Origin of the sequence: Trichococcus paludicola, from assembly GCF_003052295.1 — a bacterium.
Classification (GTDB): Bacteria; Bacillota; Bacilli; order Lactobacillales; family Aerococcaceae; genus Trichococcus; species Trichococcus paludicola.
Map to the genome: position 1 here is coordinate 26,552 of NZ_QBLC01000002.1, position 18,126 is coordinate 44,677.

Sequence of the window (18,126 nt, forward strand, 5' to 3'; positions counted from 1 at the left end):
TTCTATCACAGGAGAGGCAATTCTTGATGGTGAAATGTGATGGAAAATAACTGCTATTTTCGACAAAATGGAAGGTTTGCGAACAGGAAGAGGTTTATACTGCAATCTGCAAGATTTATGTTAAAATATATTAGACAGTTTTTTAATGGAGGTCTTTGAATATGACGGAAAACAAAAGAAGATTCAAAACAATCATAGCAGGGAAGACCTATACGATTGTGGGAAATAAAGCACCTGAGCATTTGACTGCGGTATCGGAATTGGTCAATGCGCAGTTGGAACAGATCAAACAGGCAGCCCCGGCGCTTGGACGGGAGGAGCGCGGCATTCTCGTGGCCGTGAATGCCATTTCCGATCAGATCACGAAACAGTTGGAGATGGAAGAGTTACTATTGAAGGTGGCAGAGCTTGAGAAAGCTTTGCAGGAAAACAGAAGCGTTACAGAACCTGCTTCCACTCAGGAAACAGAACAGGCCGAGGCAGAGATGTCTTTAGTCGAGGCGCCACACACTCAAACGGTTGCCGACGTCGAACAAAAAATAGATGCCGTTCCTCTGGCGGAAGAGAAAGCACCTAAAAAAGCAAGCGAAACCGAAGCAACAGTCGTCGAAAGGCCTGAAAAGGTCCAGTTTGCTGAAAAGATGAGCGGGAATGCTCCAACAAAGAAGGCATTGACTAACTTTGCTGGGAAAAAGCGCGATAACGAGAGCCAAACCGTGACTTCTATGCCAGCGACAATCAGTGAATTGCAGCAAGCTGCCCGTGAAGCCAACGACCTGCCGGCCAGAAAATCCAATTCAAAATTGACGAAGACGACAACTGCTTCCGAAGCAGCGTTGAAACGGGCTCAACACAGGACGCAAGTGCGTTCGGCTTTGGGTGTCAACAGGAATGCTGAGAATGCCATTCCGCCTTACACTAAAAATCAAGAACACGATGGGAAAAAGTAGAAAAAAGACTGTAGAAATCAGGTGAAAAAATGCTTACGTTGATAATAGTGCTCTCATTATTGTGGGGCATCTATACTGGCGTCAGAAGAGGGCTTATTCTGCAGGTTGTCTACACCGTAGGATATTTCATTTCTTTCGTGGTCGCTAGAGAATACTATGCCGTCGTTGCGGAAAAAATCGATCTGTTGGTCCCGTACCCATCCGTAGAGTTCGGCAAAGAACTGATATTTTACTCTGAACAGGTGTCCTTTGTCCTGGATCAGGCGTTTTATAATGGATTAGCATTCATTCTGTTGTTGTTCGCAGGTTGGCTTGTCACGAGATTTATCGGGAGCATGCTGAACTCTTTGGCGTTCTTCCCGATCATCAAACAGCTGAATGAGCTGGGCGGCGGTATACTCGGATTCCTGATGCAATACATCGGAATCTTCCTTTTGCTGACCCTCGCATCGATGATTCCGCTGGATTTCATCCAACAACTTTATGTCGAAAGCGATCTTGCGGCTTGGATGGTATCCGAAACGCCATATTTCTCACGGTTGATCTATGACTGGTGGATCGGCATCATTCAGTAACAGAATGTTAATTTAACGGAAGGGACTGTATAGTGTACTATATCGTCCCGTTTTTTTGGAGAAGCACTTTTTAGGAGAATCAGATGAATAATAAAATAAGTAAAACATTAGAGTTCGAAAAAATAAAACAACAACTCCAGAATTTTGCCGCAACCGACCAAGGAAAAGATGAGATTCAGGCATTGCGGCCCGAAACTGATCCAGAAAAAGTCGTTGCTTTGCAAGATGAAACGGAAGACGGAAGAAAAGTTTTGCGCCTGAAGGGTGGGATTCCGATGCCGAGGCTGAAGTCCATCCGCAGCCATCTGAAGCGACTGGAGATAGGCGGAACCTTGAACGGAAAAGAAATCGCCGAAATCGGTCGGGTTTTGTCGACTACAAGAGAAATTATCCAATTCTTCCAATGGTTCGATGACAACGAGATTACCTTCTTTGTCCTGGATGAACTGGTGGACAGGCTGGTCGTATTACCTGAAATCACAAGAAAGATCCAAGCAACCATTTACGAGGACGGCACAATCCAGAACGATGCCTCACCTGCATTGAAGGGGATCCGTACAGGAATCAAGCAGGGCGAACAGAATATCCGGACCAAACTGGATGATATCATCAGAGGCAACAAAGCGTCCTACCTCAGTGATGCCATCATCACGATCCGTAATGACCGTTTTGTGATTCCGGTCAAGATCGAATACCGTAATCAGTTCGGTGGGATTGTCCACGACCAAAGCTCAACGGGTCAGACGCTTTATATCGAACCACAAGCCATCCTGGATCTGAATAATCATTTGCGCCAGCTGGCGGCACAGGAGAAAGCGGAAATCGAGCGGATCTTGTATGAATTATCGATGGAAATCGAGCCATTTACGCAGGAATTATACGGGAACAGTGAAGTGCTGGCGACTCTGGATTTCATCAACGCAAAAGCGCGTTATGCTGATTCCCTGAAAGCGACACGCCCGATCATCAGCAAGGAGAATCATATCGCCATTTGGAAAGCCAGACACCCGCTTATCGACCAGAATGATGTCGTCGCGAACGACTTGATCCTCGGCGAAGCGTACCAAGCGATCGTTATTACCGGTCCGAATACCGGCGGAAAGACGATCATGCTGAAGACACTTGGGATCATCCAGATGATGGGCCAATCCGGTCTTCAGATACCGGCGGATGAGGACAGCCAAATCGGCATTTTCACGGAGATTTTTGCTGACATCGGCGACGAACAGTCAATCGAACAGAGCCTGAGTACGTTCTCTTCACATATGACGAATATCGTCTCGATCCTTAATCAGATCGATGACAAAAGTCTCGTGCTCTTGGATGAGTTGGGTTCCGGTACCGACCCCCAAGAGGGTGCCTCGTTGGCTATTTCGATTTTGGACTACATCGGCGGCATCGGCAGCTATGTCATGGCCACCACGCATTACCCTGAACTGAAGGCCTACGGTTACAATCGCTCCGGAACGATTAATGCCAGCATGGAATTCAACGGAGAGACGTTGGCTCCGACTTACCGTCTGCAGATAGGCGTTCCCGGCCGAAGCAATGCCTTCGATATCTCGAAACGACTCGGGCTCAACCCAAACATCATCAATCAGGCGCGCAGTTTCATTGATGTGGACAGCCAAAACCTGAACGAGATGATTGCGGATCTGGAACAGAAGCGACGCGTCACCGAAAAAGAATCCCTGCAACTCCAAACGCAGTTGGAAGAATCCGATAAGCTGTTGGCCGATCTGAAGCGCGCCAACGAAAAGCTGGAAACCAATAAGGAAAAAGCCATCGAAGATGCCAAAAAAGAGGCCAACAAGTTGGTCGACACGGCGAAAGAAGAAGCGGAATTGCTATTGCAGGAAATCCGCGAAATGCAGCTGAACATGGGGAATTCCGGCAGCATCAAAGAACACGAACTGATCGATCTGCGCAAGCAATTCACCGATCTGCGTCAAGAGGAGTCTTTGGTCAAAAACAAAGTGTTGCGTAAAGAAAAAGAGAAAAAAATGTTCAAACCCGGCGATGAAGTCATGACGGAGACGTATGGCCAGCGCGGCACACTCGTGGAAAAGAAAGGCAATGCCGAATGGGTCGTGCAGATGGGGATCATGAAGATGAAGCTGCCGGAATCGGATCTCAGGCTGATCAAAGAGGAGCCGCAGCATCAAAGCAGGCAAAGGCAGATCGCCACTGTCAAATCGGCTTCATCCAGTCACGTGGCGACGCAGCTTGATCTTAGAGGCCAACGCTACGAAGAAGCATTGTCTGAGGTCGATCAGTATTTGGATGCCGCTTTATTGGCCGGCTATCCGCAAGTAACGATCGTCCATGGAAAAGGCACAGGCGCTCTCCGCAAAGGTGTGGGCGATTTGCTGAAGCGTCATCCCCAAGTGCTGTCCTACGAATATGCAGCGGTGAACGCCGGTGGAAACGGCGCGACGATCGTGACATTCCGCGGCTGAGCAGATTGATTGGTACTGAGCAAAACCTCTGCTATAATTGGAACATAAAGAAAGCATTTGAAGGGAGCAAACACAATGGTGAAAATATTAACAGATGCAAATTTTGAGACAGAAACAAAAAATGGGGTCGTGCTAGTGGACTTCTGGGCGACTTGGTGCGGACCTTGCCGCATGCAATCACCAATCATCGATGAATTGGATGCAGAAATCGGCGATAAAGTGACCTTCGCCAAAATGGATGTGGATGCTAATCCGCAAACACCAAGCCAATTCGGCATCATGGGGATCCCAACGTTGTTGATAAAAAAAGATGGACAAGTCGTACAAAAATTAGTCGGCTACCATGCAAAAGAAATGCTTGAAGAAACGCTTGAAAAATATATCTAAACAATAAGAAAGAGTTGCCGTCGTCCTGGTATTTCAGGGTATCCGGCAACTCTTTTTTCTTTGGGTGTTCCTGTTCATTCAACGAGAAGGGTGATGATGACTTCTTTTTTCTTGTCTTTTCCTACTATGATTTCTGCTTTTGCTTCACAGGGGAGGCCGGTCGTCATCTGGATTTGTTGCGCCAAAAATCCAGCTTCCAGTTGGAAGGAGGCCTGATCGTTTTGGGTGCGGACAGTGACCAGATCACTATCCAGACGGTATTGTTGCGCATTTTTTTCTTTTTTGAGTAGTTCCAGCTGTCCGAAACCGCAATAAATCATCGCTTCATACAGATCTTCCTGACTTTTTAATGGGAATTGCCGAGCCAAATCTTTTCCGGCCCAATACAATATTTCATTGGTATGTTCACCAAGAATGTTTCCCAGAAGGTAATCCCTTATCAATAAATAGGAGAAGTGTTCGTTATCGATAATACGGGCATTTTCGTTTTCAGGATTCAAGTGATTTTTCCCCCTTAATTGTACACTTCATTATACACGTATTTTAAATAGTGACTAGAGCCTATTTTCAGGCGATGCCTATCAATGGCGTTTTTTATCAACATCAGGCATAATAGGGTTAAGAAATCCAATACACAACTTGAAAGGAAGATGTTTATGTGGAATGCTAAGAAAGCTTTGGGATTGATGCTGCTATTGATTCCGGTCTTCAAATATATCTCGGACTGGAAAAAAGAAGAGGAGCAACGCCGTTTGCTGAATGGCTGAACAGGCTTCTCCATCCATGCCAAAAATGAAAACTCGTTATACCGCATTACGCGATATAACGAGTTTCGTTTGTGATTATGACCTGATACCATGTACTCTATTGATGTTCAGCCCAAAAAGGATGCCGTTCCCGGGTGCAGTAATGTTTACCGCTTCCTCGATTTGGCTGATGATTTTTTCGGAATATTCTTCCTGGGTCAACACCAGCAGGATTTCTTTTTCCGGTTCTAATGCCAAATTGAACAGCTTCTTGTTCTCGTGCATACCGGATCCGCGGCCGGCAATGACGGTACCGCAGTAGGACTCTTCGCAGCGCGCGCTCTCGAATACGCGGTCGATCATTCCTTTGTCGACTACGGTTACGATTGATTGATAACTCATCTGTGTGTCCACTCCTTTTCCTGATTATTGAAATTGAGCCAATTGTAGCATAGATATTTTTGAACGGCCAATAATCGGCAGTGGCCTTGGGAAAAAGAGACCCTATTTTCCGTAAAAGCGAAGCGATTTCGGATGAAATTTGCCTCATTTTCACCAAATCAGTGCATCTTAAGGTAAAATAGAGATACGAAAACAAATAAAGGAAGTTACTGCATGAGCAAAAAAGCAATCGGTTTTATTGACTCTGGTGTCGGCGGCTTGACCGTCGTGAAACAAGCAATGAAACAACTTCCCAATGAATCCATTTATTATCTGGGGGATTCCGCCAGATGCCCCTATGGACCAAGGCCCAAAGAAGAAGTGATTCAATACACATGGGAAATGACACAGTTTCTGCTGAAGAAAGATATCAAAATGCTGGTAATCGCCTGCAACACAGCGACTGCAGCTGCCTTGGATGTCATCCGCGACCGCGTGGACATTCCCGTGATCGGCGTCATCAATCCCGGGAGCCGTGCGGCAATCAAACATTCAAAAAATGAGCGCATTGCCGTAATCGGCACAAAAGGCACCATCAACAGCGACGTATATAAACAAACCATCAAGGACAAAGACAAGGGTATTTCGGTCATCAGCATGAGCTGCCCCAAATTTGTGCCGCTTGTGGAGAGCAACCAATACAACGGATCAATCGCCAAAAAAGTGGTTGCGGAAACGCTGAAACCTTTACTGAAGGAATCTGTTGATACCCTCATTCTGGGGTGCACGCATTATCCGCTTTTGACACCGCTCATCCAAAATGTGATGGGGCCTTGTGTAACCCTTATCGATTCCGGCGCTGAAACGGTATCTGAGGTGAGCACCCTCTTGGATTATTTCCGTTTGGCGGAAAGCTCACACAACAAGGAAGCATCCGAATACCGATTTTATACGACTGGTTCGCCCAAACTATTTTCGGACATTGCAGAAAACTGGCTCGGACAGGGCAATTTTACGATCGAAAAAGTTGACTTGGTACATTTGATTGAGAATGATTGAGAAATGAGGGATACGATGAACGCAACTGAAAAAAAGAAAATCGTAATAGCAACCAAAAATCCGGGAAAAGCCAAAGATTTCGCCGTTCTATTTGAACCAAAAGGCTATGAAGTCGTGACTTTGTTGGATTATCCGGAGATTGAGGATGTTGAGGAAACCGGCTATACATTTGAAGCCAATGCACGGAAGAAAGCTGAGACAATCGCCGAATTATTGGGTATGACAGTCTTGGCGGACGATTCGGGCATCTGCATCGATGCGTTGGATGGTCAGCCAGGTGTGTTTTCAGCCCGTTTCGCCGGTGGAGCGAAAAGCGATGCCGCCAATAATGCGAAGGTGCTTGCGATGCTGGGGTCCCAGAAGAACCCGTCCCGAAAAGCACACTTCCATTGTACGCTGGTGTTGGCCCACCCTGATCGGGAGAGTCTGGTTGTCGAAGGGGATATCGCAGGTGAAATCGCCGAGTTTCCGAGCGGAGACAATGGTTTCGGATATGATCCTTTGTTTTATTTGCCTCACTTAGGCAAGACGATGGCGGAATTGAGCGATGTCGAAAAAAATCAGATCAGCCATCGTGCGAATGCCCTGAAAAATCTCGAAAAAAGTTGGGCAGCTTGGCTGGAAAAGGAAGCGGACTAGATGATAAAAATACTTGCAGTCAGTGACAGCCACGGTAAAAAAGACATTCTCAATGAGTTGATTTTGCGATATTCGAATCAGGTCGATCATTTTATCCACTGCGGTGATTCGGAATTGAACAGTACCGATCTGATCTGGGGGGTCATGTCCACCGTGATGGGGAATTGCGATTATGATTATCAAATGAACGACGAATACCGATTCCAGGCCGGCGACAAAAATGTGCTGGTCGTTCACGGGCATCGTCATTCTGTGAGAGGCTCCGTAGCTGGTTTGAAAGTAGCAGCCCAGCAAGCGAACGCTTCGCTGGTATTTTATGGGCATACCCACATTGCCAAAGCGGAACAGGGGGATGGCATCCTGTTCATCAACCCAGGCAGCATCAGTCAACCACGAGGCACACTGACTGAAAAGACTTATTGCATCGTCACGTTGAATGATCAAACGGCCATTGTAACCTATTACAATGACCACCATCAGGAAATGGTCGATCTGAACAAACAATTTCAATTACTTTGATCACATGCAATAAAGGTGGCACTGACGGCTTAGGCGCCGGATGAACACCTTTTAGGAGGAATTAAAAATGATTAGTAGCGAAGTAGCCGGGTTATTACTGGACAATGACGCGTGCGGGGATCTGATGATCCATGGAGAAAATGTCGCCAATGTGCATTCTTCAAATAACCTGAACCATGCGTTTCTAGTACTGTCCCAAGTGAAGTATTCTGTCATTCCCGTATTGGATTCGAAGTCCCGCATCAAAGGTCTGATTTCCATACCGATGATCATCAAAGCCATTACCGAAATCGATGCAATCCGCTATGACAAGCTTGAGACACTTACGGTCCAAGAAGTGATGGACCGTAATGTACAGACCATCCGCCCATGGACGGATCTTGAGGATATCTTGAATTATCTGATCGATCACAATTTCTTGTGCGTTACCGAAGATGACGGCAAGTTTATCGGCATCATCACGCGCAAAGAAATTCTGACGAGAGTAAATCACCTGGTGCACGGCCTCCACCGCCTCTACAAGTTTGAGAAAATCGAGGAGAAGGAAGAAGTGGCATCCGAAAGATAGATGCCGCTGTCTCCTTCAGCACCCACCCCACAACAAAAAAAAGTGCGCACCGCCCAATGATTTGGCGGTGCGCACTTTTTTAGGCAGCTTATGCTTTCGGCGCGGTGTACGGCATAGCCGGAATTTGGATGCCGGCTTCCAACAGGGCTGAGCGGTAGCTTCCCAGGAACAGGTTTTGAATGGTGAACTGCTGCCCATTCAATGTATAAAAAACCACCCGATAGGCAAGTTGACCATTCCCTTTATCGGTAATGCCGACAACATTCGGACCTTTGACGATCTCCGGATGTTCAGGCACAATCCGCTCGTTGACGGCATGGATGACCTGGTCGACGGTTTCGAAATCGGTATCCGGATACAAGAGAATATCAATCATTGCTCGCATATCATTTCGGGACAGATTGCTGATGGTCGTTATGGTATGGTTCGGCAAAAAATGCAATGTTCCATCAAAACTCTTGATTTGTGTCGTTCGCAGCCCTACGTTTACGACAGTGCCGTCGATTCCGCCGATGACAACATGATCGCCGACATCAAATTGGGATTCCAGGATAATAAAGAATCCATTGACGATATCATTGATGAACTGCTGTGCGCCCAGACCGATAGCCAGACCCGCAAGACCGGCACCGGCAACCAATGTAGCGATCGGAACACCCATAATGGAGAGAACTCCGTAGGTCAAAAAGAAAAACAGAAGATAACGCAAACCATTCTCCGCTATTTTATAGATGGTGGTAGCGCGATTCTGCGTGATATGTTTGGTCAATATTTGTTTTTCGAAAGTCCGGTGCAACACGTAATTGGATAAACGTTTTAAAGCAAAAAAGATGAGCAACAAAAAAATTAAGGTTATGCCTTTCGAAATAAACAGGCCCACAATCTCTTCCCAGGCGATGCTGTTCCACCATTTGACAAAAATGTTTGGATTCGTCACCACTTCCCCTATCAAATCTTGCGCAAGAGCACTGTCTTGTATACTTGCATCAATCATTTATATCCCTCATTTCTAAAACAGCTGTTTCCATTGTATCAAATTACAAGGTTTATGAAAATGAAGATAGGATTACGTTTCTTTGAAGAAAGCATGTCTAAAGCGGAGAAATCCATATTCAGACGATTTGACATTATCTAAAGGGGTTTCAATAGCATATCGGAAATGTCTATGGTATCATTTTATTATAAATGAAATAAATCTTATAAAAATTCGTACAATGCTTTGACAGATGTGAGTATGAATTAAGAAGGAGTGAGTACAAATAATGGGATATGGTGAAATTGCAGCTTTGATTGCTGCACTAGCTTTTGCGGTATTGGTGGTTTTCATCATCTTGGCATTGAGAAAAGTCACTGACATCTTAGGCGAAGTTGAAAAAGTTACCCAGGAAGCCAATAAAAGCCTGGCGGTCATCACAAAAGATGTCGATCACTTGTCAATCGAAGTTGAAGGCTTACTGAATAAAGCCAACACGTTGGTGGACGACCTGAACGGAAAAATCAGCAAGACAGATCCTTTATTCACCGCAATCGGCGATTTGGGTGTGACCGTTTCCGATGTGAACCAATCAACCAGAAATTTGGCAGTATCACTTAAAGGCGGAGGAAAAGGCGTAAAAAGCACATCGGGTTCCTCTACTGTCGGAAAGCTTGGCCGGACGGCAATGGCAATTGCCCGCCAGCGGCAAGCGAAGAAAGAAACAAAGGATACAAAGTTCAAAACTTACTAAAGAGCCAACCAAATCATAAACGAAAAGGAGAATGAATATTATGACAAAAAATAAAGGCGGATTTGTATTAGGGGCAATCATCGGTGGGGCAGCGGCAGCTATAACTGCACTATTGTTTGCGCCAAAACCAGGCAAAGAATTGCGCGATGACATCACTGAGGAAGTCAATAATCTGCTTGATACAGCACGCGATTATGCAGACATCGCTGTCGAGAAGGGCAATGAGTTCATGGATGTTGCCAAAGAAACGTCGGAAGACATTAAAATCAACTTGAAGGATACCACTTCATCCATCAAAACGCAATTCACGGAAACGACCAAACATGTCGGTGACGATTTAAAGAAAGCGAAGGACGAGATCAGAGAGAAAGCCACTGATGTGAAAGAATTTGCATCCGTCATCGCTGAGGAAGGCAAAGAAGAAGCTGCAGCTGTTACGGAAGAGAAAAAAGCCGCAGTGGAAGAAAAAGTTGAAGAAGTCAAAGACAACGTGGAAAATATCTAAAAGCAACACAAAAAAAACAGGCTTGCTGCCTGTTTTTTTGTGTTGTTTGACGAGTTATTCCGTTGTGCAAGTATAACCAACTAATTGATCAGTTTTGAATAGGCGTCGATGCCAGTGGGCGTATGCGTGAAGGATTCAAAACCATCCGCACTCACAAATCCGCAATCCTCGACTCTGACCCCGATATCCCCTTCGATATAGATGCCTGGCTCGATGGAAAAACACATGCCTTCCGTAAGGGCCAATTCATTGCCTTCCATGATGGATGGGTATTCATGCACGCCTTGACCCAAACCGTGACCCAGACGATGGTTGAAGTAGCGGCCGTAGCCCGCATCCGCAATGATCTTCCGCGCTGCGGCATCCAATTCGCCGGCGGTTATGCCAGGGCGAACTGCAGCCATCGCTGCATCATGGGCTGCCAACACCAAATCGTAGAGCTCTTGTTGGCGCACAGATGGCCTGTCACCAAAGAAGAGCGTGCGTGTCACATCACTGGCATAGCCCTCGTGCATGGTTCCCAGATCGAACAGCACAAACTGGTTTAGCTTGAGTTTGGTGTCGCCGGGAACGCCGTGCGGACTGGCTGCATTTTCACCGAACAACACCATGGTGGTGAAGCTCATTTCGGCTACGCCTCCTTTTTTCAGTTGGTATTCAATTTCTGCTACGACTTCCAGTTCAGTGATGCCTTCGCGCAGCGTATTGGCGCCTATTTTGAGTGCTTCGTCAGCCCATTGGCCCGCTTCCTTCATGAAGGTCAGCTCTTGTTCCGTCTTGATCAGGCGCATTTTTTGAAGCGTTTCGCTGATGTTATGCCCGAAAGTTGCTGTCGGGAAATGTGTCCGCAAAGCTTCCATGCGTTCAACAGTCAAGAAATCTTTTTCGATGGACCAGTCCGATAGCGGCGAATGACGCTCCTTTATGCTGGTTGCCAGTACAGTCCAAGGATCTTGCGTATCCGTGTAGCTGACCACATCAAAATCAGCAGCGGTATTCCGCGCATCATTTTCTTCCAGCGCAGGGACAAACAGCAGGGGTTTTGCATCCTTAAATAGAATGGCCGCCAAAATCCTTTCATGTGGATCGCTCCTGTATGAAGAAACGTAAAAGACATTTTTAGGATCATTGAGAAATACGATATCGATATCTTGTTTTTTCATTAAATTGATAACGGAGTTTAAAGGCATTTTTAATATGACACCTTCCTTTCTTTAGTATTATAGCATATAATGAGGGTTCGATTTTTGATATTTGCAATGTGAAATTTTCATGAAAACTTTTATAAAACGCTTGCATATCTCATGAAACAATGGTAAATTCTTTATAAGCTTGTAAAACAATCAATATTTACAACATTATGTTGAATAATGGAAAATAAAAAATTGAAAACAATTGAGATAAGGAGCAACATAAATGGAAAAACAAACGATTACAATTTACGATGTCGCTCGCGAAGCAAATGTCTCCATGGCAACTGTTTCCCGCGTAGTGAACGGTAATCCCAACGTAAAACCATCCACAAGGAAAAAGGTATTGGAAGTCATTGAACGTTTGGATTACAGACCGAATGCTGTTGCCCGTGGTTTGGCAAGCAAGAAAACAACTACAGTAGGGGTTATTGTCCCTGATGTCACTAACTTGTTCTTCGCATCTTTGGCACGCGGAATCGATGATATCGCTACAATGTACAAATATAATATCATTTTAGCGAACTCCGATCAGAATGACCAGAAAGAAATTCAAGTATTGAACACCTTACTTGCCAAACAAGTGGATGGCATCATCTACATGGGCAATAAGATCACCGATGAGTTGCGCGCAGAATTCTCCCGTTCCAAAACGCCGGTCGTTTTGGCGGGAACAATCGATCCTGAACAACAAGTTGGAAGCGTCAATATCGATTACATCGGCGCAACCGAAGAAGTTGTAGCGAACATGATTGCGAACGGCAAGAAGAATATTGCTTTCGTATCAGCATCGCTTTCCAATCCAATCAATGGTCAGCATCGCCTGAAGGGATACAAGAATGCTTTGGTCAATGCAAACATTGCTTTTGATGAGGCTCTTGTCTTCGAATGTGAGCCGACTCTTCAAAATGGTGAACTATTGGCTGAACAATTACTTGAAGCTGGAGTGGATGCAGCATATGTAGCTGGTGATGAACTTGCCATCGGCCTGCTGAATGCTATCATTAATGCAGGTGTCAACGTCCCTGAGGCGTTTGAAGTCACTGCCAGCAACAATTCCCGCATAACTGAAATGGCGCGTCCGAAATTGACGTCCATCATGTTGCCGCTGTATGATATCGGTGCTGTTGCGATGCGTTTGTTGACTAAAATCATGAACAAAGAAGACATTGATGAAAAATCCATCATCCTTCCTTACAAAATCGTCAACAGAGGAACAACATTACCTAAAAAGTAATTGGTCCTTCCGAATGACAATCAAGCCCAAAAAGCCCCGCATCTGTTTCGGATGCAGGGCTTTTTTCTGTCCCTTGCAGAAAAGGATCGCCTGGAAGCACCTTTGTTTCGACAGGACAAATAAGTAGGGGCAGCAAATGAAAAAGCTGTCCCGAATGGGACAGCCACTATCTTATTACTCAGTTGCGGAGGGTTCTTCAGTCTGCGGGGATTCCGCTCCGGTTTCTGTTTCCGCTTCTGTTTCTTCAGTTGTATCGTCGGTCTCCGGATCAGCAGGTGCTTCTTCTTCAGCAGCATCATTGGTAGCGTTATTTCGGTTTGCCGCGGGGGCAGACGAAGCTGCGGCCGCATTACGTCTCGCTGTTGCTTCAGCCAAATAGCTGTCCCAAAAGTCTTCCAGATCTTTATCGGTGGCGCCGGGAGAGAAATAGTAGGAGATTGTTTTTGGTAAATCATCAACTTTGAACAAATCAGTCCTTGTGCTTCCGTTAAGGGTGACAGACAATCCGTTCGCAAACGAAACGGTTCCCGCCAACGTTCCTGTTTCAGCCAGGACCGATTTTTCGACAATCCCTTCCGGTTGCTGATGTGTCTGATCGGTTCCGAGGATGCCCGGATTGATGCTATAGATCTTGTTGGCGATTTGGGACCAGTAATTCAGATTTCGCCCGGTTGGTAGTCCTTGATTGTTAGGGTCATAGAAGACATGTTCCCCTTTGTAATTGTCATACCCCATCCAAGAGCTGAGCGTGACGGTGGGGGTGCTGGCGATGAACCAGATGTCACGGTTAGCTTCCGATGTTCCGGTCTTTCCGGCCCAATCGGCGCTGAAATTCAGATAATTGTTGATCGACCTGCCTGTGCCATCGGTGATGACGTCGCGCAGAATGTCCAAAGTCAGATAAGCGGTGTCTTGCGAGAATACTTCCGTCGTTTCGGACTCGTGCTGATAAATGACATTCCCGTGCTTGTCCGTAATCGTTTCGATCAGATAGGGCGAAACATGCCCGCCTCCGGTTGCGAAGGTCGTGAAGGCACTGGTCTGTTCCAAAACGGTAGGGCCATCATTTGTGGCTCCGATCGCTAAGGATGGATTGCCGTATTCCGATTCGTCGATCGAGGTGATGCCCATTTTTTCCAGATATTGCCCCGGATTCATACCTTTGTCGTTCATGGCGACATAGAGCTTGATTGTGGGGTTGTTTTTTGATTGGTAGAGCGCTTGGCGAGCGGTCATGTAAGTATTGGAAATGGTGTCGCCGAAGTTCGTAGGCTCCCATAGTGTGCCATCGGGCTGTTTGATGCTTATTTTTGTATCAGGCACCATCGAAGCAGGGTAGATAAGGTTTTGTTCGATCGCCGGAGCATAGACCAGCAACGGCTTGATCGTTGAGCCCGGTGAGCGGTTAGTGCTGAACACGTGGTCCACTTGATTGACCGAAAAATCACGGCCTCCGATGAATCCGATGATTTTACCTGTCTGGTTCTCGATCAATACACTACCTGTTTGGGCAAGCTCAGTAACTTCTTGCGTGACCCCATCTGCATCAACATAGGTATCAACGAATGTTTCTCCCAAGGTTTGCCCGTATTCGGATGCGACTTCCTGCATGCCGTTATAGATGTCTTTATCAATTGTGCTGTATACGTTATATCCTGATAAACGTAGCGCATTATCCGCATTTGCGTAATATTCGTTGTACAGTTCGGTGTCTGCTTCCAGATCCTCCAAGGTGAGGTCATTCCCGGCAGCAGCTTGCTTCATCAGTACCAGGATTGCCTCGCGTTCGACGGCTTGATATAGGTAACTGTTCCTGTCCTCTTGCGTGGCATAGGCAGCTACGAAATCTTGAGTTATGTCGTAGGCGATTGCAGCATCATATTCTTCTTGAGTGATGTAGCCTTCGCTGAGCATCCGGAACAGTACAGTGTTTTTGCGGTTAAGGGCCGCGGTCAAATCCTCTTTTCTTTCGCCGTATTGCGTGAAAGGAGTATAGGTATAAGGATTCTGCGGGATACCCACCAAGAATGCCGCCTGAGCCAAGGAAACATCGGATGCATGGACGCCAAAGATTCCGTTGGCGGCTTCCTCTATTCCTGCGATATTGGAACCGCTGCTGTTTCGTCCAAAAGGTGAGACGTTCAGGTAAGCAGTCAGTATTTCATCTTTTGTAAAGAAATTTTCGAGCCGTAGGGCCAATAAAATCTCATTGGCTTTGCGGGAAAAGGTCACTTCATTCGTCAATATCTGCTGTTTGACGAGTTGCTGCGTCAGGGTAGAACCGCCGCTTTGGCTGCCCAATCCAGTCAATTCAGTCACCAATGCCCTTAAGATAGCCTTCGGTACGATCCCGTCATGCTCATAAAAATTTTCGTCTTCCGTTGCGATGAGCGCTTCTTTGATAATCGGAGAGATGCTTTCCGATCCGATAGTGGTCCTGACCAAGTCGGTGCGTATTTCTGAAATGGCTTCGGTGTTTGCGTAGTACATAGTCGAAACAAGTTCAACATTACCGATGTCTTCCGCCATGCTTTCGTATGTTGGGGCAGTCTCTTTTGAAATCAAATTGGCAAAGTACCCCAATCCGGCGCCACCGCCAAATATGCCCAACAGGAGGCCCAATAGTATGATTCCGGTTAAAATGTTCCGGATAACACCAAAAAAAACATTGAAACCGAAAGCTCCTTTTGAAAGAAGAGGCTTCATGTTTGTTTCCGTGTCCAGTTTGCGTTTCATTCTCCGAAAAGTTACTTTGCTTTGATCCATACGTTTGTGGGTCTTTTGCTCCCAAAGCAAGGCTTTTTCCTTTGTTTTTGCAGCATTTTCTTTTGTAAAAATCCGCTGGAGGCTGCCATTTATCGATTGCCCAAGACGTTTAAAAAATTCCCCGGTCTTTTTCAGCCATTTTTCCGCTTTATTTCCATCTGGATTGTTCATATATTCCCTCTTTCCTTTTCAGGTGGTCACTTATTAGTATAACAAAAAAGCTTTGCCCTGACTATTACATAGCATGAACAATCACTAAGTCCGAGGAAACCAAAAAATCAGCAAGGAATAGTCTCCTGGCTGATTCCATTGCTGTTATGCTGTTGTTGCGGTTGAACTCTCTAATGTCTCTCCGATGGCGGCCAAACGCTCTGCCACGTCAGACTCCGTCAATTGATTGCGCTGCACATAATAATTTGGCTGGTGAACGCGGCATTCATGCGAGCAGCTGCGCAAATACTTGTGTTCATTCTCCTCGGAACACAGCATTCTGCGGTTGCAACTTGGATTGGCGCAATTCGCGTAGCGTTCGCATGGCGTACCGTCGAACCAGTCTTTTCCGACTACGACATGTTCGACGCGATTGATATCGACACCGATACGCTCATCAAATACATACATTTTTCCATCCCATAGCTCCCCTTTGACCGTTTCGTCTTTTCCGTAGGTAGCGATGCCGCCGTGCAGTTGGCCGACATCTTTAAAACCTTCTTTGACGAGCCATCCTGAGAATTTTTCGCAGCGGATGCCGCCGGTGCAATAGGTTACGACGCGTTTTTCCATAAATTTTTCTTTGTTGTCGCGAATCCATTGCGGCAATTCACGGAAGTTTGCGATATCCGGACGGACAGCCCCTCGGAAGTGGCCGAGATCAAACTCGTAGTCGTTGCGGGCATCGATCACGACTGTGTTTTCGTCAAGGATTGCATCGCGAAACGCTTCCGGAGATAAATATGCGCCAGTCATTTCATTTGGATCAAGGTCGTCTCCGCCAAGGTGCAACGATACGATTTCCTGACGAGGGCGGACAAACATCTTTTTGAAAGCATGGCCGTCCGTCTCGTCAATTTTGTATGTGATGTCGTTGAATCGGAAATCTGCATTCATGTGCGCGATGTACGCTTGCGTCTGATCAATGGTCCCGGAAACGGTCCCGTTGATGCCTTCTGGTGCGACCAAAATTCTTCCTTTTAAGCCGATCTCTTTGCAGAATTCTAGATGTTCTTGCGCGAATGTTTCTGCATCCTCTATCGGTGTATATTTATAATAGAGTAGGACACGATAATCTTTTGTCATACTGCTCCCCCTAATTCAATGTGGTTTACTTCGAACGTTATGAAATTATACACATTTTGTAAGCGGAAAGCCAAGAATATGCTCAGTGACGAAAAAAGAGCGTCACGCTTTATTGGGGAGGCGTTGCATGCTAAACTTACGGTGGACGTTTAAAGAAAGCGAGGGAAAATAAGATGGGCATTTGTACACTGATCGTAAATCCGTCGTCCGGCGGCGAACAAGCTACTGGCTACTTGGACTTGATGCGGACGCAGTTGAGCGAAATGTTTGAAGAGGTCACCGTTAAAGACACCGAAAAACAGGGAGATGCCGAAGCGTTTGCGTATGAAGCGGCAACCCACGGCCATGACGCAGTTTTCTGCATGGGTGGCGATGGAACAGTCAATGAAACCATCAATGGGTTGGCGGCTGCCGGAAAAACCGTGTCTTTCGGGTTTGTTCCATTAGGCACCGTCAATGACCTTGCAAGAGCGATTGGTATCCCTTTGGAACCGGAACAGGCTATCGCAATGTTGGACAATGCAGCCTTGGTAGATCTGGACATCGGCAAGATCAATGATCGCTATTTTGTTTCTAATGTCGCTGCTGGCGCGATCCCCGAGGCTGTCGAAGGGGTCAGCGCAGAAGAAAAAACAAAGTATGGTCCGCTGGCTTATTTCATAGAAGGAGGAAAAGCATTAGCGAAACAGACCATGCATCGTTTCCGCATTACAGTGGATGGAGAGACTTTTACACAGGAATCGCCACTCATTCTGATTTCTCTGACGAATTCTATCGCCAGCTTCGAAAGTTTCATGCCACAAGCAAAAGTCGATGACGGCAAAATCAGAATGGTCGTTTTCAAGGAGTTTAACCTGCTGGATTCGGTGAAATTATTGCCGAAGCTCATCAGAGGCGAAATCAAAAATTCGGATTCTGTCATCTACAAATCCTTCAAACAGGCCACTATCGCTCTTGAAGATGGCGATAGTTTGATCACCAATGTCGACGGTGACAAAGGCCCTTCATTTCCTCTAGAAATCGAGATACTGCCTTCCTTCATCAAAGTTTACGGGCCGGCAGCCATTTGAATAAAAATAAATCCCCACGACCGATGTTATTCGGGTCGTAGGGATTTATTTT

The 18,126-nt window shown here is 46.2% G+C and carries 18 protein-coding genes; 12 read left to right on the forward strand and 6 right to left on the reverse strand.

Features of this window, described 5'->3' with window-relative positions:
* Positions 1-161: 161 nt before the first annotated feature.
* The 4 genes from C7R56_RS02900 to trxA all read left to right on the forward strand — a co-directional run bounded on the left by C7R56_RS02900 (position 162) and on the right by trxA (position 4,371).
* Complete coding sequence (locus C7R56_RS02900; RefSeq protein ID WP_107995111.1) at positions 162-950, forward strand: cell division protein ZapA; 789 nt, start codon at positions 162-164, stop codon at positions 948-950.
* A 29-nt stretch (positions 951-979) separates the two neighbouring features.
* Positions 980-1,525, forward strand: a complete 546-nt coding sequence (locus C7R56_RS02905) for a CvpA family protein (protein ID WP_107995112.1) — start codon at positions 980-982, stop codon at positions 1,523-1,525.
* Between the two features lie 83 nt (positions 1,526-1,608).
* On the forward strand, positions 1,609-3,984 hold the full coding sequence (locus C7R56_RS02910) for an endonuclease MutS2 (protein ID WP_107995113.1): 2,376 nt from the start codon (positions 1,609-1,611) through the stop codon (positions 3,982-3,984).
* Positions 3,985-4,059: 75 nt separating this feature from the next.
* The gene (trxA, locus tag C7R56_RS02915; RefSeq protein ID WP_107995114.1) at positions 4,060-4,371 is read left to right on the forward strand and encodes a thioredoxin; all 312 of its coding nucleotides are present in this window, start codon (positions 4,060-4,062) and stop codon (positions 4,369-4,371) included.
* A 74-nt stretch (positions 4,372-4,445) separates the two neighbouring features.
* Here the strand turns inward: trxA and C7R56_RS02920 are convergent, their stop codons facing one another.
* Positions 4,446-4,871: a YslB family protein gene (locus tag C7R56_RS02920; RefSeq protein WP_107995115.1), complete on the reverse strand. Its 426-nt coding sequence runs from the start codon at positions 4,869-4,871 to the stop codon at positions 4,446-4,448.
* Positions 4,872-5,213: 342 nt separating this feature from the next.
* Entirely contained in the window at positions 5,214-5,519 is a 306-nt protein-coding gene (locus C7R56_RS02925) for a transcriptional regulator (RefSeq protein WP_107995116.1), read from the reverse strand.
* Positions 5,520-5,732: 213 nt separating this feature from the next.
* Here C7R56_RS02925 and racE point away from each other — a divergent pair, with 213 nt between their 5' ends.
* The 4 genes from racE (at position 5,733) to cbpB (ending at position 8,283) form a co-directional block, all read left to right on the forward strand.
* Positions 5,733-6,557 carry a glutamate racemase gene (gene racE, locus C7R56_RS02930; protein WP_107995117.1) on the forward strand — a complete coding sequence of 275 codons (825 nt, stop codon included), beginning with the start codon at positions 5,733-5,735 and terminating at the stop codon, positions 6,555-6,557.
* 15 nt (positions 6,558-6,572) lie between these two features.
* On the forward strand, positions 6,573-7,196 hold the full coding sequence (locus C7R56_RS02935) for an XTP/dITP diphosphatase (protein ID WP_234402561.1): 624 nt from the start codon (positions 6,573-6,575) through the stop codon (positions 7,194-7,196).
* Positions 7,197-7,715, forward strand: coding sequence for a metallophosphoesterase (locus C7R56_RS02940; RefSeq protein ID WP_107995119.1), 519 nt, complete (start codon positions 7,197-7,199; stop codon positions 7,713-7,715).
* Between the two features lie 67 nt (positions 7,716-7,782).
* Complete coding sequence (cbpB, locus tag C7R56_RS02945) at positions 7,783-8,283, forward strand: cyclic-di-AMP-binding protein CbpB (RefSeq protein ID WP_107995120.1); 501 nt, start codon at positions 7,783-7,785, stop codon at positions 8,281-8,283.
* An 88-nt stretch (positions 8,284-8,371) separates the two neighbouring features.
* Here cbpB and C7R56_RS02950 read toward each other — a convergent pair whose 3' ends face one another.
* Positions 8,372-9,277: a mechanosensitive ion channel family protein gene (locus C7R56_RS02950; protein ID WP_107995121.1), complete on the reverse strand. Its 906-nt coding sequence runs from the start codon at positions 9,275-9,277 to the stop codon at positions 8,372-8,374.
* 268 nt (positions 9,278-9,545) lie between these two features.
* Between C7R56_RS02950 and C7R56_RS02955 the strand changes: the two genes are divergently transcribed.
* Entirely contained in the window at positions 9,546-10,010 is a 465-nt protein-coding gene (locus C7R56_RS02955) for a DUF948 domain-containing protein (protein ID WP_086988093.1), read from the forward strand.
* Between the two features lie 40 nt (positions 10,011-10,050).
* On the forward strand, positions 10,051-10,515 hold the full coding sequence (locus C7R56_RS02960; protein ID WP_159072135.1) for a YtxH domain-containing protein: 465 nt from the start codon (positions 10,051-10,053) through the stop codon (positions 10,513-10,515).
* An 80-nt stretch (positions 10,516-10,595) separates the two neighbouring features.
* On the opposite strand, the gene C7R56_RS02965 is transcribed toward C7R56_RS02960, so the two are convergent.
* On the reverse strand, positions 10,596-11,705 hold the full coding sequence (locus C7R56_RS02965; protein WP_107995123.1) for a M24 family metallopeptidase: 1,110 nt from the start codon (positions 11,703-11,705) through the stop codon (positions 10,596-10,598).
* 226 nt (positions 11,706-11,931) lie between these two features.
* Between C7R56_RS02965 and ccpA the strand changes: the two genes are divergently transcribed.
* The gene (gene ccpA / locus C7R56_RS02970) at positions 11,932-12,942 is read left to right on the forward strand and encodes a catabolite control protein A (protein WP_107995124.1); all 1,011 of its coding nucleotides are present in this window, start codon (positions 11,932-11,934) and stop codon (positions 12,940-12,942) included.
* A gap of 174 nt (positions 12,943-13,116) precedes the next feature.
* Here the strand turns inward: ccpA and C7R56_RS02975 are convergent, their stop codons facing one another.
* Positions 13,117-15,879: a transglycosylase domain-containing protein gene (locus C7R56_RS02975; protein WP_107995125.1), complete on the reverse strand. Its 2,763-nt coding sequence runs from the start codon at positions 15,877-15,879 to the stop codon at positions 13,117-13,119.
* Positions 15,880-16,023: 144 nt separating this feature from the next.
* Positions 16,024-17,004 (reverse strand): oxygen-dependent tRNA uridine(34) hydroxylase TrhO, encoded by a 981-nt coding sequence (gene trhO / locus C7R56_RS02980; RefSeq protein WP_107995126.1) that lies wholly within the window; start codon positions 17,002-17,004, stop codon positions 16,024-16,026.
* Between the two features lie 173 nt (positions 17,005-17,177).
* Here trhO and C7R56_RS02985 point away from each other — a divergent pair, with 173 nt between their 5' ends.
* Complete coding sequence (locus C7R56_RS02985) at positions 17,178-18,074, forward strand: diacylglycerol/lipid kinase family protein (RefSeq protein WP_107995127.1); 897 nt, start codon at positions 17,178-17,180, stop codon at positions 18,072-18,074.
* Positions 18,075-18,126: the final 52 nt, after the last annotated feature.

What these genes read in the sequence shown, in the direction of transcription:
- C7R56_RS02900 (WP_107995111.1), top strand. Translation starts at nt 162, where the DNA reads ATGACGGAAAACAAAAGAAGATTCAAAACAATCATAGCAGGGAAGACC.
- C7R56_RS02905 (WP_107995112.1), top strand. Translation starts at nt 980, where the DNA reads ATGCTTACGTTGATAATAGTGCTCTCATTATTGTGGGGCATCTATACT.
- C7R56_RS02910 (WP_107995113.1), top strand. Translation starts at nt 1,609, where the DNA reads ATGAATAATAAAATAAGTAAAACATTAGAGTTCGAAAAAATAAAACAA.
- trxA (WP_107995114.1), top strand. Translation starts at nt 4,060, where the DNA reads ATGGTGAAAATATTAACAGATGCAAATTTTGAGACAGAAACAAAAAAT.
- C7R56_RS02925 (WP_107995116.1), bottom strand. Translation starts at nt 5,519, where the DNA reads ATGAGTTATCAATCAATCGTAACCGTAGTCGACAAAGGAATGATCGAC.
- racE (WP_107995117.1), top strand. Translation starts at nt 5,733, where the DNA reads ATGAGCAAAAAAGCAATCGGTTTTATTGACTCTGGTGTCGGCGGCTTG.
- C7R56_RS02935 (WP_234402561.1), top strand. Translation starts at nt 6,573, where the DNA reads ATGAACGCAACTGAAAAAAAGAAAATCGTAATAGCAACCAAAAATCCG.
- C7R56_RS02940 (WP_107995119.1), top strand. Translation starts at nt 7,197, where the DNA reads ATGATAAAAATACTTGCAGTCAGTGACAGCCACGGTAAAAAAGACATT.
- cbpB (WP_107995120.1), top strand. Translation starts at nt 7,783, where the DNA reads ATGATTAGTAGCGAAGTAGCCGGGTTATTACTGGACAATGACGCGTGC.
- C7R56_RS02950 (WP_107995121.1), bottom strand. Translation starts at nt 9,277, where the DNA reads ATGATTGATGCAAGTATACAAGACAGTGCTCTTGCGCAAGATTTGATA.
- C7R56_RS02955 (WP_086988093.1), top strand. Translation starts at nt 9,546, where the DNA reads ATGGGATATGGTGAAATTGCAGCTTTGATTGCTGCACTAGCTTTTGCG.
- C7R56_RS02960 (WP_159072135.1), top strand. Translation starts at nt 10,051, where the DNA reads ATGACAAAAAATAAAGGCGGATTTGTATTAGGGGCAATCATCGGTGGG.
- C7R56_RS02965 (WP_107995123.1), bottom strand. Translation starts at nt 11,705, where the DNA reads ATGCCTTTAAACTCCGTTATCAATTTAATGAAAAAACAAGATATCGAT.
- ccpA (WP_107995124.1), top strand. Translation starts at nt 11,932, where the DNA reads ATGGAAAAACAAACGATTACAATTTACGATGTCGCTCGCGAAGCAAAT.
- C7R56_RS02975 (WP_107995125.1), bottom strand. Translation starts at nt 15,879, where the DNA reads ATGAACAATCCAGATGGAAATAAAGCGGAAAAATGGCTGAAAAAGACC.
- trhO (WP_107995126.1), bottom strand. Translation starts at nt 17,004, where the DNA reads ATGACAAAAGATTATCGTGTCCTACTCTATTATAAATATACACCGATA.
- C7R56_RS02985 (WP_107995127.1), top strand. Translation starts at nt 17,178, where the DNA reads ATGGGCATTTGTACACTGATCGTAAATCCGTCGTCCGGCGGCGAACAA.